General features: G+C 73.1%; 11 protein-coding genes. 10 read left to right on the top strand and 1 reads right to left on the bottom strand.

Annotated features, from left to right (window positions below; all coding sequences use genetic code 11):
• Positions 1–19 precede the first annotated feature (19 nt).
• From HS99_RS27430 to HS99_RS27460, 7 genes are all read left to right on the top strand, one after another.
• Positions 20–3,028: an AAA family ATPase gene (locus HS99_RS27430; protein WP_198549611.1), complete on the top strand. Its 3,009-nt coding sequence runs from the start codon at positions 20–22 to the stop codon at positions 3,026–3,028.
• Positions 3,029–3,110: 82 nt separating this feature from the next.
• Positions 3,111–3,566, top strand: coding sequence for an SRPBCC family protein (locus HS99_RS27435; RefSeq protein WP_030557020.1), 456 nt, complete (start codon positions 3,111–3,113; stop codon positions 3,564–3,566).
• A 60-nt stretch (positions 3,567–3,626) separates the two neighbouring features.
• Entirely contained in the window at positions 3,627–5,069 is a 1,443-nt protein-coding gene (locus HS99_RS27440; RefSeq protein ID WP_046385917.1) for an MFS transporter, read from the top strand.
• Between the two features lie 73 nt (positions 5,070–5,142).
• Positions 5,143–5,583: an SRPBCC family protein gene (locus tag HS99_RS27445; RefSeq protein WP_030557016.1), complete on the top strand. Its 441-nt coding sequence runs from the start codon at positions 5,143–5,145 to the stop codon at positions 5,581–5,583.
• Between the two features lie 48 nt (positions 5,584–5,631).
• Positions 5,632–6,978 (top strand): carotenoid oxygenase family protein, encoded by a 1,347-nt coding sequence (locus tag HS99_RS27450; protein WP_030557014.1) that lies wholly within the window; start codon positions 5,632–5,634, stop codon positions 6,976–6,978.
• Between the two features lie 74 nt (positions 6,979–7,052).
• Complete coding sequence (locus tag HS99_RS27455; RefSeq protein WP_046385916.1) at positions 7,053–7,619, top strand: SRPBCC family protein; 567 nt, start codon at positions 7,053–7,055, stop codon at positions 7,617–7,619.
• Positions 7,620–8,092: 473 nt separating this feature from the next.
• Positions 8,093–8,368 carry a hypothetical protein gene (locus HS99_RS27460; protein WP_030557010.1) on the top strand — a complete coding sequence of 92 codons (276 nt, stop codon included), beginning with the start codon at positions 8,093–8,095 and terminating at the stop codon, positions 8,366–8,368.
• An 846-nt stretch (positions 8,369–9,214) separates the two neighbouring features.
• On the opposite strand, the gene HS99_RS45315 is transcribed toward HS99_RS27460, so the two are convergent.
• Positions 9,215–9,619, bottom strand: coding sequence for a hypothetical protein (locus HS99_RS45315; RefSeq protein ID WP_030557008.1), 405 nt, complete (start codon positions 9,617–9,619; stop codon positions 9,215–9,217).
• Positions 9,620–10,424: 805 nt separating this feature from the next.
• Between HS99_RS45315 and HS99_RS27470 the strand changes: the two genes are divergently transcribed.
• From HS99_RS27470 to HS99_RS47095, 3 genes are read left to right on the top strand one after another with little or no spacing between them, the layout of a single operon-like run.
• Positions 10,425–12,170 carry a serine/threonine-protein kinase gene (locus HS99_RS27470; protein WP_050366286.1) on the top strand — a complete coding sequence of 582 codons (1,746 nt, stop codon included), beginning with the start codon at positions 10,425–10,427 and terminating at the stop codon, positions 12,168–12,170.
• Between the two features lie 42 nt (positions 12,171–12,212).
• Positions 12,213–12,491 carry a transposase gene (locus HS99_RS47090; RefSeq protein WP_232543190.1) on the top strand — a complete coding sequence of 93 codons (279 nt, stop codon included), beginning with the start codon at positions 12,213–12,215 and terminating at the stop codon, positions 12,489–12,491.
• Positions 12,492–12,503: 12 nt separating this feature from the next.
• Complete coding sequence (locus HS99_RS47095) at positions 12,504–12,800, top strand: hypothetical protein (protein ID WP_232543191.1); 297 nt, start codon at positions 12,504–12,506, stop codon at positions 12,798–12,800.
• The last annotated feature ends 316 nt before the right edge of the window (positions 12,801–13,116 follow it).

A 13,116-nucleotide genomic window follows, 5' to 3' on the forward strand; every position in this document is an offset into this window, starting at 1 on the left:
GCAGAACCTGGTCCTCGGTGTGAACGAGGTGCATCTGCCTCAGGGCGACGCCTTCGCCAAGGGCGGCCGGGAACGATACGGGCTCACGCCCCGCACCTGGCAGGACTTCGCCGCCTGCCTGCGCCAGAGCGCCGACCCCTCGGTCCCCCTGCCCGCCCGCGCGGCAAGGGCGTACCTCCACATCGCCTTCATCCACCCCTACCCGGACAGCAACGCCCGCCTGGCACTGCTGGTCCTCGCCCACGCCCTGGAAGCGGGCACCTGGGCCGTCGTACGGGCTGAGAGAAAAAGCCAAGGTCAAGTGGCATGGCATGATTCCGGGGTGGCTTCTGCGACCGTCTCTGAGTACATACCGCCTGCTGCACGTGCTGTCCTCGTCGACCTGTTGGCCGGTGCGCGGGCAGGTCGGGGCGGGGCGGCGGTCGTGCGTGGTGAGGCGGGCATCGGCAAGACGACGTTGCTGCGCCATGTCACTGACGGATTGTCGGGTGTGCGGCTGCTGTGGGTGAACGGGGCTGAGTTCGAGGCTGACTTCGCGTACGCCGCCGTGCACCAGTTGACCCGCCCACTGCACGAGCGGATCGGGGGGTTGCCCGCCGCGCAGCGGAACGCGCTGGCGGTGGCGCTGGGGCTGGGCGAGGGAGGCACGCCGAGTCGATTCGCCGTCGGTTTGGCCCTGTTGGGGCTGCTGTCGGATGCTGCCCGGGAGCAGTCCGTGGTGTGCGTGGTGGACGATGCGCAGTGGCTGGATCGGGCGTCGGCCCAGGCACTGGCCTTCGTGGCGCGGCGAGTGGCGAACGAGTCGGTGGCGTTCGTGTTCGGGGTGCGTGACGCGCACGTCATCGCGGAGTTGGAGGGGCTGCCAGTGCTGACGCTGCCCCGGTTGTCCGATCAGGTGGCGCGTCGGCTGCTGGCGTCCAGTCTGCTCGGTCCCGTGGACGACCAGGTGCGGGAGCGGATTCTGGCCGAGGCGCGCGGTAACCCGCTGGCGTTGCTGGAGTTGCCGCGCCGGCTCGGGCCCGCCGTGCTGGCGGGCGGTTTCGGGCTGCCGACGCCGGTCTCCCCGGCCAGCCGGATCGAGCAGAGTTATCAGCAGCAGGTGTCCCGGCTCTCCGAGGACGCCCGGGTTCTGCTGCTGGTGGCGGCCGCCGAACCGCTGGGTGACCCTGGCCTGTTGTGGCGGGCGGCCGATCTGCTGGGGGTGGGGCCACAAGCGGGGCCGGAGGCCGAGGCGAGCGAGTTGATCGAGTTGGGCGGGCAGTCGAGGTTCCGGCATCCGTTGGTGCGCTCGGCGGTGTACACGGCGGCTTCACCGGCGGAGCGCCGCCGGGTGCACGGGGCGCTCGCACAGGTCACCGATCCACTGACGGCGCCCGATCGGCGTTCGTGGCACCGGGCGCAGTCGCTGTCCCGGCCGGATGAGGAAGTAGCGGCCGATCTGCTGCGCTGCGCGGAGCGGGCGCGGCGCCGGGGCGGGGCCGCTGCCGAGGCGGCGTTCTTGGAGCAGGCCACGGGGCTGACGGCCGAACCGCGGCTGCGGGCCGAACGCAGTCTCGCCGCCGCGCGGGCTGCGATGGAGGCCGGCTCGTTCGAGAGCGCGCTGACGCTGGTCGAGGCGGCCGAGGGCGGCCCGATCGACGCCACTGGACGGGTGCAGGCCGAACTTTTGCGCGGCCGTGCGGCGTTCTTCGGCGACGGTGCGGCGGACGCGGTCGGCCACCTGGTGGCGGCGGCCGACCTCGATCCCGGCCGGGCGCGGACGCACCTGCTGGACGCCCTTCAGGCGGGTCTGGTGGTGGGCAGGTCCTCCCCTGCGGCGCGAGACGCCCTGGCGGCGGCCCGGCGGGCGCCCGCACCGGCCGGTGAACGCTCGACTGCGGACGAGTTGCTGGACGCCCTCGTCGGCTACCTCGACGGCGACCTCGCGGTGGTGCCGGTGCTGCTCGGGATGCTGTCCGACGTGGCCGACCCGTTGTGGGCGGGCCGGCTGTCGCTGGCCGCCTTGCTCGCCGTCGAGTTGTGGGACGTCGCCTTGGAGGACCGGCTCGCCGGTCGGGCCGTTGACTCCGCGCGCGCCGGTGGAACGCTGATGGTCCTGCCGGTGGGCTTGTGGATGCAGGCGATGGCCGCCGCGCAGCGCGGTGACCTCCTCGATGCGGCGGCGTTGAACAGCGAGGCCGACGGCATAGCCGAGGTGACCGGCGTCCCGCCGCACTGGTACGGTCGGCTGTTCGCGGCCGCGGTGCGCGGGGTGGACGCTGAGGCGCGGCCCCTGTTCGACCGGGTGCTGGCCGAGTCGCATGCCCGGCGCAAGGGCATGCTGACGGCGACCGTCCACGCGGCGGCGGCGCTACACGCCAACGGCGTCGCAGACCACCGCGCGGCCCTGGCCTCTGCGCGGCTGGCCGTGGCGGACGGAGACCTGGGAACGTCCAGCCTCGCCCTGCCCGAGCTCGTCGAGGCGGCCGTCCGGTGCGGCGAGCAGGACACTGCCCAGGAGGCGTTCGCACGGCTGTCGCGGCACGCGTCCGCGGCGGGCACCGACTGGGCGCTGGGCGTGCGCGCGGCCCTCGCCGCCCTGCTGTCGGACGACCCGGCGGAACTCCACGCCGAGGCAGTGGCCCGGTTGGACGCCGCCGGCCTGCGGGTGTGGCGCGGCCGGGCCCTGCTGCACCAGGGCGCGTGGCTGCGCCGGGACGGCCGCCGCGGGCAGGCCCGTGAGGCGCTGCGCACCGCTCATGAGCTGTTCACCGCGGTGGGCGCGGAGGGGTTCGCCGAGCGGGCCCGGGTGGAGCTGGCCGCCGCCGGGGAGCAGGCCCGGCCGGCCGGGCTCGGCGCGGTGGAGCTGTTGACTGGTCAGGAGCTGAACATCGCACGCCTGGTGGCGACCGGCGCGACCTCCCGGGAGGTCGCCGATCGGCTGTTCCTGAGCCCGCGCACCATCGACGCCCATCTGCGCAGTGTGTTCCGCAAGCTCGACGTCACTTCGCGCCGCCAACTCGCCGACGTGCTCGGCCGGGACGCCTAAGCCCCGGCCGGCTCACCTAGGCAGTCGCCTAGGTGACTTTCGCCGATGAGGGCGCGGGGTGGGGCGGACCAGACTCGGGGGCATGAAGAACACGCCCTCGGGCATCGACCGGGCCGCCCCGGTAGTCGCCCGCCGTGAGCTGCCGATCCGGGCCCCGGCCCCTGCCGTCTGGGCGCTGCTGACGTACGTGCCCGGCTGGCCGACCTGGCAGCCGGACATCGCGGTGGCCCGCGCCCTGACTCCGCTGACTCCGGGCGCGGTGTTCCACTGGCGCACCGGCGGCGTGGACGTCACCTCCACCGTGTACGCGGTGGACGCGCCCCGGTCGATTCTTTGGGGTGGCCTCTCGCAGGGCATCACCGCCGTCCACGAGTGGACGTTCACGCCTTCGTCCAGGGCGACCTTCGTCGTCACGGAGGAGTCCTGGGACGGTGCGCCCGTGCAGGCCGACGCCGACGCCGTCACCCGGGCCCTGGACCGGTCGCTTGCGCAGTGGCTGCTGCACCTGAAGTCCGCCGCCGAGCGCGCCGCGCGCTGACGCCGCCGCGCCGTTCCCCTCCCACCGGCTGTTTCCCACGGCCCAGTTCACGGAGTTCCCATGCCCAGTCCGCCGCGCGGCGCCGTCCTTGCGGTGCTGGCCGCCGCCCAGTCCACCGTCATGCTCGCCACCTCGATCGTGAACGTCGCCCTGCCGCAGATCAGGGATGGCGTCGGCCTCTCCGACTCCGCCACCACGTGGGTGGTCAACGCCTACGGCCTGGCGTTCGGGGCGCTGCTGCTGGCCGGTGGTCGGGCCGCCGACCTGCTGGGACGGCGCCGCGTCCTGCTGGCCGGGTTGGGGACCTTCGGGGCCGCCTCCGCCATCGCCGCGCTGGCCACCTCGCCCGGTGTGCTGATCGCCGCGCGGGCCGTCCAGGGGGCGGGGGCGGCGGCCGTCGCCCCGGCGGCCCTTGCCCTCGCGGTGGGCCTGTATGCGCCGGGCCCGGCCCGCGGCCGGGCGCTGGCGGTCTGGGGTGCGGTGTCCGGTGCGGGCGGTGCGGCGGGGGTGGTGCTCGGTGGGCTGCTGACCCAGGCGTGGGGCTGGCCGTGGATCTTCCGCACGGTGGCGATCGGCAGCTTCGCGGTGCTGGCGGCGACGGCCGCATGCGTCCCCGCAGCGAGCCGGGCGGAACGGACCAGGTTTGACTGGGCCGGGACCGCCATGAGCGCCCTGGCCCTGACCGCCCTGGTGTGGGGCCTGACCACGGCCCGCCGCTCGGGCTGGACGGACCCCTGGGTACTGGCCGCGTTCGGCGCCACCGCCGTGCTCGCGGTGGTGTTCTGGCGGGTCGAGCGCACCAGCGCCTCCCCTCTGGTACCGCCGCGGCTGTTCGCCGCCCGCGAGGTGACGCTCGGGAACCTGCTGACGGGCCTGTTCGGCTCCGTGTGGATCGCGTTGTTCTTCTTCCTGCCGCTCTACCAGCAGCAGGTCCTCGGCGAGGACCCGCTGACCACCGGGTTGGGGCAACTCCCCCTCGCCTTCGCGAACATGCTCGGCGCAGCCCTCGCCCCCGCCCTGGTCCGCCGGACCGGCGGCCGCGCCGCGCTGGTCTCGGCGCTGCTGACCGAGGCGGCCGGGATGCTGTGGCTGTCCCGGATCGGCGCGGACGGCACCTTCCTCACCGATGTGCTCGGCCCGAGCGTCCTGGTCGGACTCGGTCTGAGCGTCGCCTTCGTCCAGCTCACCAGCCTGTCCGTGGCAGGCGTCGACGGACCGGACGCGGGCCTGGCGGGCGGCCTGGTCAACACCACCCGGCAGGTCGGAGGCGCCGTCGGGCTCGCCGTCCTGGCGACCGTCGCCGGATCCGTCACCTCCCGCGCCAGCAGCCACCAGCCGCCCCTGGAGGCGCTGACCGCCGGCTACCGCACCGCCTTCGCCCTGGGCGCCGCCGTCCTGGCCGGCACCGCCCTGCTCGCCGCCCTGTGGGTGCGCCGCACACCCACCGCTGACCGGCCGCGCCGCACGCCCACCGAGGAGCCCGCCGTCCCCGGCCGCCGCTGACTGCCCGGCACCCCCTCACTTCACCTCCCTACCCACATCAACCGTTCGCACTGACCGCCGAGAGGAAACACCCGTGCCCACCATCGACGAGAGCGCACCCGTCATCGTCCGCCTGTCCACCGAGATCAACGCCCCCCTGGAGCGTGTCTGGTCCCTGCACACCGGCATCGACAACTGGCCGGTCTGGAACCCCGACATCGACCAGGCCCGCCTGCAGGGCCCGCTCACCGAGGGCACCTCGTTCACCTGGCGCACCCACGGGATGGAGATCACCTCCACCGTCCACGAGCTGGTGCCCGGCGCCCGGATCGTCTGGGGCGGCCCGGCCCACGGGATCGAAGGCGTCCACGTGTGGACCTTCGAACAGAGCGGTGACCGTGTCGTCGTCCGCACCGAGGAGTCCTGGAGCGGCGCGCCCGTCGACGCCGCCACCGACCAGCTCGCCGCCGCCCTGCGCACCTCCCTGGAGGACTGGCTCACCTGCCTCAAGAACCGCGCCGAGAAGCTCTCCTGACCCCGCCACCTTCCCCTTTTTCACACTGGAGACACGAGGACCACGAGCATGACCGCCAAGCCCTATCTGACCGGCCACTACACCCCCGTCGCCGACGAACTGACCGCCACCGACCTGACCGTCGAAGGCACCCTGCCGCCGGAGCTGACCGGCCGTCTGATCCGCAACAGCCATAACCCGAAGCCGGGCGTCACCCCCGCCCACTGGTTCAAGGGCAGCGGCATGGTGCACGGCATCCGGCTGCGCGAGGGCCGCGCGGAGTGGTACCGCAACCGCTGGGTACGCACCCCCGCGCTGGACGGCGCCCCCTACATGACCGAGCACGGCCCGGACCTGACCGCCTCCACCGCCGGCACCCACGTCATCGAGCACGCCGGCCGGCTGCTCGCCCTCTGCGAGGCGAACCTCCCCTTCGAACTCACGCCCGACCTGGACACCGTCGGCGCCTACGACTTCGACGGCAAGCTGCGCAGCGCGATGACCGCGCACCCCAAGAGCGACCCGGTCACCGGCGAGCTGCACTTCTTCGGCTCCTCGCCCTTCCCGCCCTACCTGGTGTACTACGTCACCGATGCCAAGGGGCAGATCACGCACAGCGCGGAGATCCCCGGTGCCAGCGCCGCGCTCAAGCACGACTTCGCGATCACTCGCCACCACGTGGTCTTCGTGGAGGGCACCGTCACCTTCGACCCCACCGAGCACTCCGGCATCCCCTACTCCTGGCAGGACGAGCAGCCGGCCCGGATCGGCGTCATGCCACGCGGAGCGCAGGGCGCCGCCGCGATCCGATGGTTCCCGATCGAACCCGGCAACATGCTCCACGCCGCCAACGCCTACGAGGACGCCAAGGGCCGCATCGTGCTGGAGGGCCCCACCGTCGACCGCGAGGGCTTCCAGCTCTCCTGGAACTGGTGGGTCGGCGCGCCCGGCCGCGGCAGCGAGCCCAACGCCCGTTCCTACAACCGCCGCTGGGTCCTCGACCTGGCGACCGGCCGGGTCGACGAGCGGGTGGTCGACGACCTCGCCATCGAGTTCCCCACCCTCAACGAGGACTTCCTCGGCATCGAGAACCGCTACCAGTACGCGATCTCCTTCCCCGACCAGGACGGCTTCGGCGGCTACGGCGTCGTCAAGTACGACCGTGCCACGGGTGAGCGGCGCATCCACCAGGCCGGCGACGCCCGGCTGCCCAGCGAAGCGGTGTTCGTCGCCGCGGCCGGCGGGACCCGGGAGGACGACGGCTACCTGCTCACCGTCGTCTCGGACCTCAAGCAGGACGCCTCGCAGCTGCTCGTCCTGGACGCCGCCCGCCTCGACAAGGTCGCCACCGTCCACCTCCCCCGCCGCGTCACCGCCGGAATCCACGGCTCCTGGATTCCCGACAGCACCCTCTGACTCCACCCGAGCCGGATCCCGGGGACGCCCGCCCCCCGGGATCCGCCAGACCACTTCAAGGAAAGAGCACTGCCATGCGCGCACCCGCCGCAGCCACTACCACCGCCCTCACCCTCGCACTACTCCTCACTGCCTCCACCGCCGCGTCCGCCCTCACCACCGACCAGACGCCCACCGCAGCGGCCGCCCACCGCACCGACGTGCAGATCGACGAACACGCCCCGGTCATCACCCGCGCCGACATCCTCATCCACGCCCCGCTGCACACCGTCTGGAACATCCAGACCGACGTCGAGAAGTGGCCCGCCTGGCAGCCCAACGTAGAAACCGTCGTCAAGGACACCCCCGGTCAGCTGCGCCCCGGCTCGAGGTTCCGCTGGAGCACCGAAGGGCTCGACATCACCTCCACCGTCCGGCAGGTCGACCACGGCAGGCGCCTCGCGTGGGGCGGCCCGGCCCAGGGCATCACCGCCGTCCACGTCTGGACCTTCACCCCCACCCGCGAGGGCGTCCTCGTCCACACCGAGGAGTCCTGGACCGGGGAACCCGTCACCGCGAACCAAGCCGCCCTGCAGGCCGCCCTGGACAACTCCCTGCACAACTGGGTCACCAACCTCAAGCACGAAGCAGAAACCCGGTAATTGATCACAAGGCCGGGGCCGGGCAGCCCCGTGCTGCTGAGCAGACGTCCTGGCCCCGGCCCGTGGGACTGGTGTTCCCACGCAATCGAGACCTGCTGGACGATGTGCAGGCCGTGGCCGGGGCGCCGGTCTGCCCCGCCGACGCTGGCGCCGGCGGGGCGGGTCGGGCAGCGGGTCGGTGACGGTGTTCCGCAGGACGGTGTCGTCGAAGTCGACGTCGACGGTTCTCCAGACATGGAAGGGTGCCTCGCCAGGTGGCGGTGGCTGCCATGACGTGGTGTTGCCAGAGCCGATGCTGACCGCGCCGGTGGAGCGTTCCGACTTGCCGGCGGGGCATGCGGCTGAACCGAAATTCGACGGGTTCCGGGGGCGCTCGGAGCAAGAGGGCTGGATGGAGCTGCTGTCCCTGTCCGTACCCGGTTTGAGGCCGTTATCCCGTCCGAGCTGTCCGGCCCCACTGGCCGGACGCCATCGTGAGCAGCGCGTTCGAGGACTTCCTGGAGATCGAAGCGGAGATCGCGCCCGGCCGGCGGGCGGAGCTCTCGTTCGACCACCGGCGCCGCGCCCTTCTCGTTCGAGGACCGGGAACCGCTGTCCGCGCCGCTGACCGTCTCGGCCGGGTCATCGCACAGCCCGCTGCGGCCTCCCGGCCGAGGCTGCGGTACTCCCACCAGTCGGTCGGGCACCGGACGGTCGAGCCCGTCGGGGCCGGCTCGGGCCGGATGCGCGTGCACCCGGTGGTCGGGTAGTTGGAGTTGTCACAGCTGTACTCGCCGGGCGGAGAGCACAGGGCTGACACCGCCAGCCCGCCGACCAGCAGCACGATCGAGGCCAGTCCCGTCCAGACCTCCTGCGGGCCGAATCGTCGGCCGGAACCCCCCGCGTCCATCCCGCCCCCCCGTTCACCGGACTCCACGCTCCCCGGCGGGGAATACCCGCCTCGCCCCCGCCGTACGCCGCTTCTTGCACCCGACCGGCCCGGACAACTTGTGGGCGCTCAGCGACGATCGGCACGCGGTGATCGAACTGAAGACGGGGTGCAGCACCGAGACGATCGCCACGAGCGACCTCGATCAGCTGGGCGGCAGTGTCCGCTGGGAGCCGAGGAATCGCGTGCGCGAGCTGGAGCTTGGTCAGGTGGTGCTCCATGCTCTCCTGCGCCAGCGCGCAGGTGGGGGCGCCGCGGTCGTGGGAGAAGAACCGCATCCCCGTGGGCGAGACATTGGCGTGCACCCCGTGACCGCACTCCGGGCACCCGAGCGGGACCCGCGGTCGTACGCGGTGGACCGCTGTCCACGCCCAGCCGCATCCCATGTCGTCCCGGGTCGCGTCCAGCCGGCCCCGCTGCGCGTGCACGGCGGTGAATGTCACCGCTCCCCCTCTCCCCCCGGCGGCCCCGCCCCCCGAACCACCGACCGGGCGGCCGGACCGCTCGGGGGTTCGGCCGGCCGCCCGGTTCCACAGTGCCGCCACCCGGCTGCGGATGCAGCCCGGGCTACGCCGACCCGACGTCAGCAGCGGAAGATCCGCAGGTGGGCTGAGCGGCAGCAGGGCAGCGGGAACGCGCGGGCCACCGGCGGCGAGCCGGTCGGGAGTCAGGTCAGACAGGCGGCGGCGCTTGTCGGCCCAGCACCGCGTACGGACCGGAAGCCCGGCAACGAGGCTGGCCGTGACCAGGCGTCCTCGACGGCTGGCGGGACGTGGCCGCAGTCGAGCATGCCGTGCAGCGGCACCCCGCTGCGCAATATGCGCTCGGCATCACGAGCCTGCACAGCCTGGTCCAGAACCCCCCGAAACCACGTCCTGGTGAGCGTGCGCTGCTGGAACGCGCGGACGAACCCCCAGGACATCGGCACCCCCAGGTACGCCAGCGCCGCGCTGTCCCGCGCGGGGTCCAGCACGGTGCCGTCGCTGGCCGAACACCACGCGTGCGCCTGAACCGTGCCGTCGCCGGCCAGCGCATATCCCTCGACGTAGGCGCCCGGCAGGAGCCGGGCCACGCGCAGCGCACTGCGGTGACATCTCCCGGGCGCCCCACGGCGCGGGGCACCTGAGCGAGGCCACGGTGCCGGAGTGAACAGCCGACCCTGGCCGAGCACCACACGGCGCCCCGGACGCAGGCTGTGTCGGCCATCGCCGACACAGCCTTGAGCAGGGCGTGGTCAAGGAGCGGCAGCAAATCTGCGGGCACACCGAGTCTGCTCCCGCCCGCCAGATCCGGCCCGGCAACCGGACCGCACACTGACCCGCGCGAGCGAGTGCACGCCGGTGCCGGCTGCGAGGAAGCCGCCTTCAGGCCCTGCACAGCGCAGGTGAGCACCCCGGCGGGGACAGGTGGAAGCAGCTGCCGAAGGCCTGCGGGTGCGTGTCCGGCGGGATCGGGATGCTGCTGGGTGCCAGGTGCAGCGGGAGGTCGGGACAGGCTTGGTCCCTACATGCGTTCCGGACGACTCGCCGGGATCGGTGATCCAGGTGTATCCCGGTGGTCGGGTGTGGCAGGGTCGCCGGGTGCCCACCGGGCTGCGGCCACACGTGGGGCGAATCGCATGAGATCCCCCCGTGCCCCTGGCGGACACCCACTGCCGCCGCGACGACGGATGCAACGAGCACCTGGGCAATCAGGGCGTATTGGAGAAGTGTCGGCGGGAGAACTTCGGTCACTTCCGGGGCCTGCACACCGAGAACTGGCGTGCCGACGGCCGGGAGACGTGACGGCCGCCGGACGCAGGGCACGCTGACCGCCCGAGCCCGGGATGATCCGGCCGAGTGGCCTGCGGTTATTGTTGATCTTGAACATGATCGGGGGTGGGTCCCATCAGTGGGAACATTGGTGCGCTGAGTGCGCTCGGGGCGGATGAACCGCGGGAGATCGCCGGGTACCGGCTGCTCGCCAGGATCGGCGAGGGCGGCATGGGGTCGGTGTACCTGTCGTGCACGCGCGGGAACCAGCCGGTCGCGCTGAAGGTGATCCGCCGGGAGTTCGCGGGGGACGCGGAGTTCCGCCGGCGCTTCCAGCACGAGGTGCGCGCGGCGCAGCAGGTGCGGGGCTACCACCTGGTGCCGGTGCTGGACCACGACGCGAGCGGGGAGCAGCCGTGGCTGGCGAGCGCGTACGTGCCCGGAGTGCCGCTGGACGAGGCGCTGGCGGCGTACGGCCCGCTGCCCGTGCCCGTGGCGCTGCAGCTCGTCGGGTGCGTGGCACAGGGGTTGGCGTCCGTGCACGCGGCCGGGGTCGTCCATCGTGACCTCAAGCCCGCCAACATCCTGCTCGGCGTGAGCGGCCCCTGGGTGATCGACTTCGGGATCGCGCGCGCCGCCGAGGCCACCCAGCTCACCCGGAGCGGCGGCTTCATCGGTACCCCGCAGTTCATGTCGCCCGAGCACGGCACGGGGGCCGAGGTCACTCCGGCCGCCGACGTCTTCTCGCTCGGTCTGATCGCCGCCGTCGCGGCCACCGGCCGGCACCCGTACGGCTCGGGTGGCGCGCTGACGGTGGCCACCCAGATCGCCAACACCGAGCTGCGGCCACCGGATCTGACGGGGTATCCGGAGCAGTTGCGGCCGCTGCTGGAACGTACGCTCGCCGCCGATCCGGCGGCCCGGCCGACGCCGACCGAGCTGGCGGAGCTGTGCGAGCGCGCGTTCGGGGCCGCCCTGCAGCCGCGCGACGGCTGGCTGCCGGCCCCGCTCGCGGCGGCCGTCGCCGAGCGCGAGCGTGCGATGGACCGGTTGCTGGCGGCGCGCACGGCTGTGGCGGCGGGGGACGGCAGGGGTGCGGCCACGTACGTCCCCACGCAGGTGTCGGGGCCTCCCGGCGGTGACATGCACGGCGCGCCCACGCAGACCGCGCCCCCGCCGGAAGCCCCGGCGGGGGCCCGGCCGCCGCGCCGCCGGGCTCCGCTGGCCGTTGCCCTCGCGGCGGCGCTGACCGTGGTGGCCGCCGGTACGACCTGGATCCTGTCCGGCGGCGACGACAAGTCCGGGACCGCCGTGGCCGCCGGCACGTCGCCGACGAACGCGCCCGCCCCTGCGGCCGGGCCCGCGACCCCCGGCAAGCAGCCTGCCGACGCCCCGCCGGCCACGGCGTCCGCCACCGCGTCGGCCACCGCGTCGGCCACCGCGACTCCCAAACGCGGCTACGAGCCGGTCTTCGTCGACCGCCCGCTGCTCATCGGCCCGCCGGTGGTCGGCGCGATCATCACCGTCGATCTGGACACGCCCAAGGTCGTGCCGAGCGGGGATGTCAGCGACCACGAAGCCGAGTTCTGGTACCTCCTTCAGCTGATGCACTTCCGCACCCCCATGGCCAAGAGCCCGGGGACGTCACCGGAGCAGTGCCGTCAGGCGGTGGACACCGCCCCGCTGCCCGCGGAGCTCAGCAACTCGGTGCTGATCGACCAGAAGCCCCTGAAGAAGGGCGACGTGCTCTGCACCGTCACCGACAAGGGCAATCTCGCGATGCTCAAGATCACCGACGTGAAGCCGACCGGTCAGCCGTTCGACCCTCCGGCGTACGGCTTCCTTCTCACCCTCTGGAAGCCGGCCGGCTAGGCCGTGTTCTGGAACTGATGGTCCTCGGGCCTCACAGCCTCGATGATCTTCGCTGTGGGGCTTGGGGATCCCGCTGATGAGCAGTGGGCCGGGCTGGAGCCGTTGTTGCCGGCCGGTGGTGTGGGGCGGCCGGCAAGGTCTCGCCGCAGGCTGATCGACGGCATTCGGTGGCGGGTGCGGACGGGCGCCCCGTGGCGGGACGTTCCGCCGGAGTGCGGCCCCTGGCAGACGATCTACGGGCTGTTCCGCCGCTGGCAACGGCAAGGTGTCTGGCAGCAGGCCTGGCCGGTCTGCAGGCGCGGGCGGATGCGGCGGGAATGATCGTCTGGGGAGGTGAACGTCGACTCCACCATCTGCCGGCCCCACCAGCACTCCGCGGGAGCGCGGCGTGACGGGGCCGCCCAGAAGGAGCCGCCGGGCGGCGTCGGTGACGAGCCTGCGGACCACGGGGCTGGGCCGGTCACGGGGCGGCTTCAGGACCAAGGCCGGGCCTTGGCCCTGGCCCACTACACGGCCATCGCCCACCAGGTCCGCAAGACCCAGCTGGTCACCGCCACCGCCGAAGCCCCGGAACCCGACCGGCCCCGGCTGCGCATCGCCATCGACCAACGCCCTCAGCGAACCGCCTGAGCCGCGGCCAGCGCCACGCCCGACCACGCCCAGCCGCGGCATGTCGAACGGCGCTGGGTGGCGTCACCGGTGACGCCACCCAGCGCGCCGGCGACGACCAACCGCATGTCGTACTGAACGACTCCAGCGCGAAGAGCCTCTGACGACCCGCACCGGCGGCCGGCCGGCGATGCGGTCGGGGTCGACGGGCCACCGTGAGCTGCACACCGCCTTGGCCACAGGCAAGCCGCCGGCGCGGACGACGGTCAGCCGTGCCGGCGAAGGTGGAAGCCAACGTGCCGTGGCGATGCACGAGACTGCCCTGGGGCTGCCGGGC

It is taken from the genome of Kitasatospora aureofaciens, assembly GCF_001188955.3.
Classification (GTDB): Bacteria; Actinomycetota; Actinomycetes; order Streptomycetales; family Streptomycetaceae; genus Kitasatospora; species Kitasatospora aureofaciens.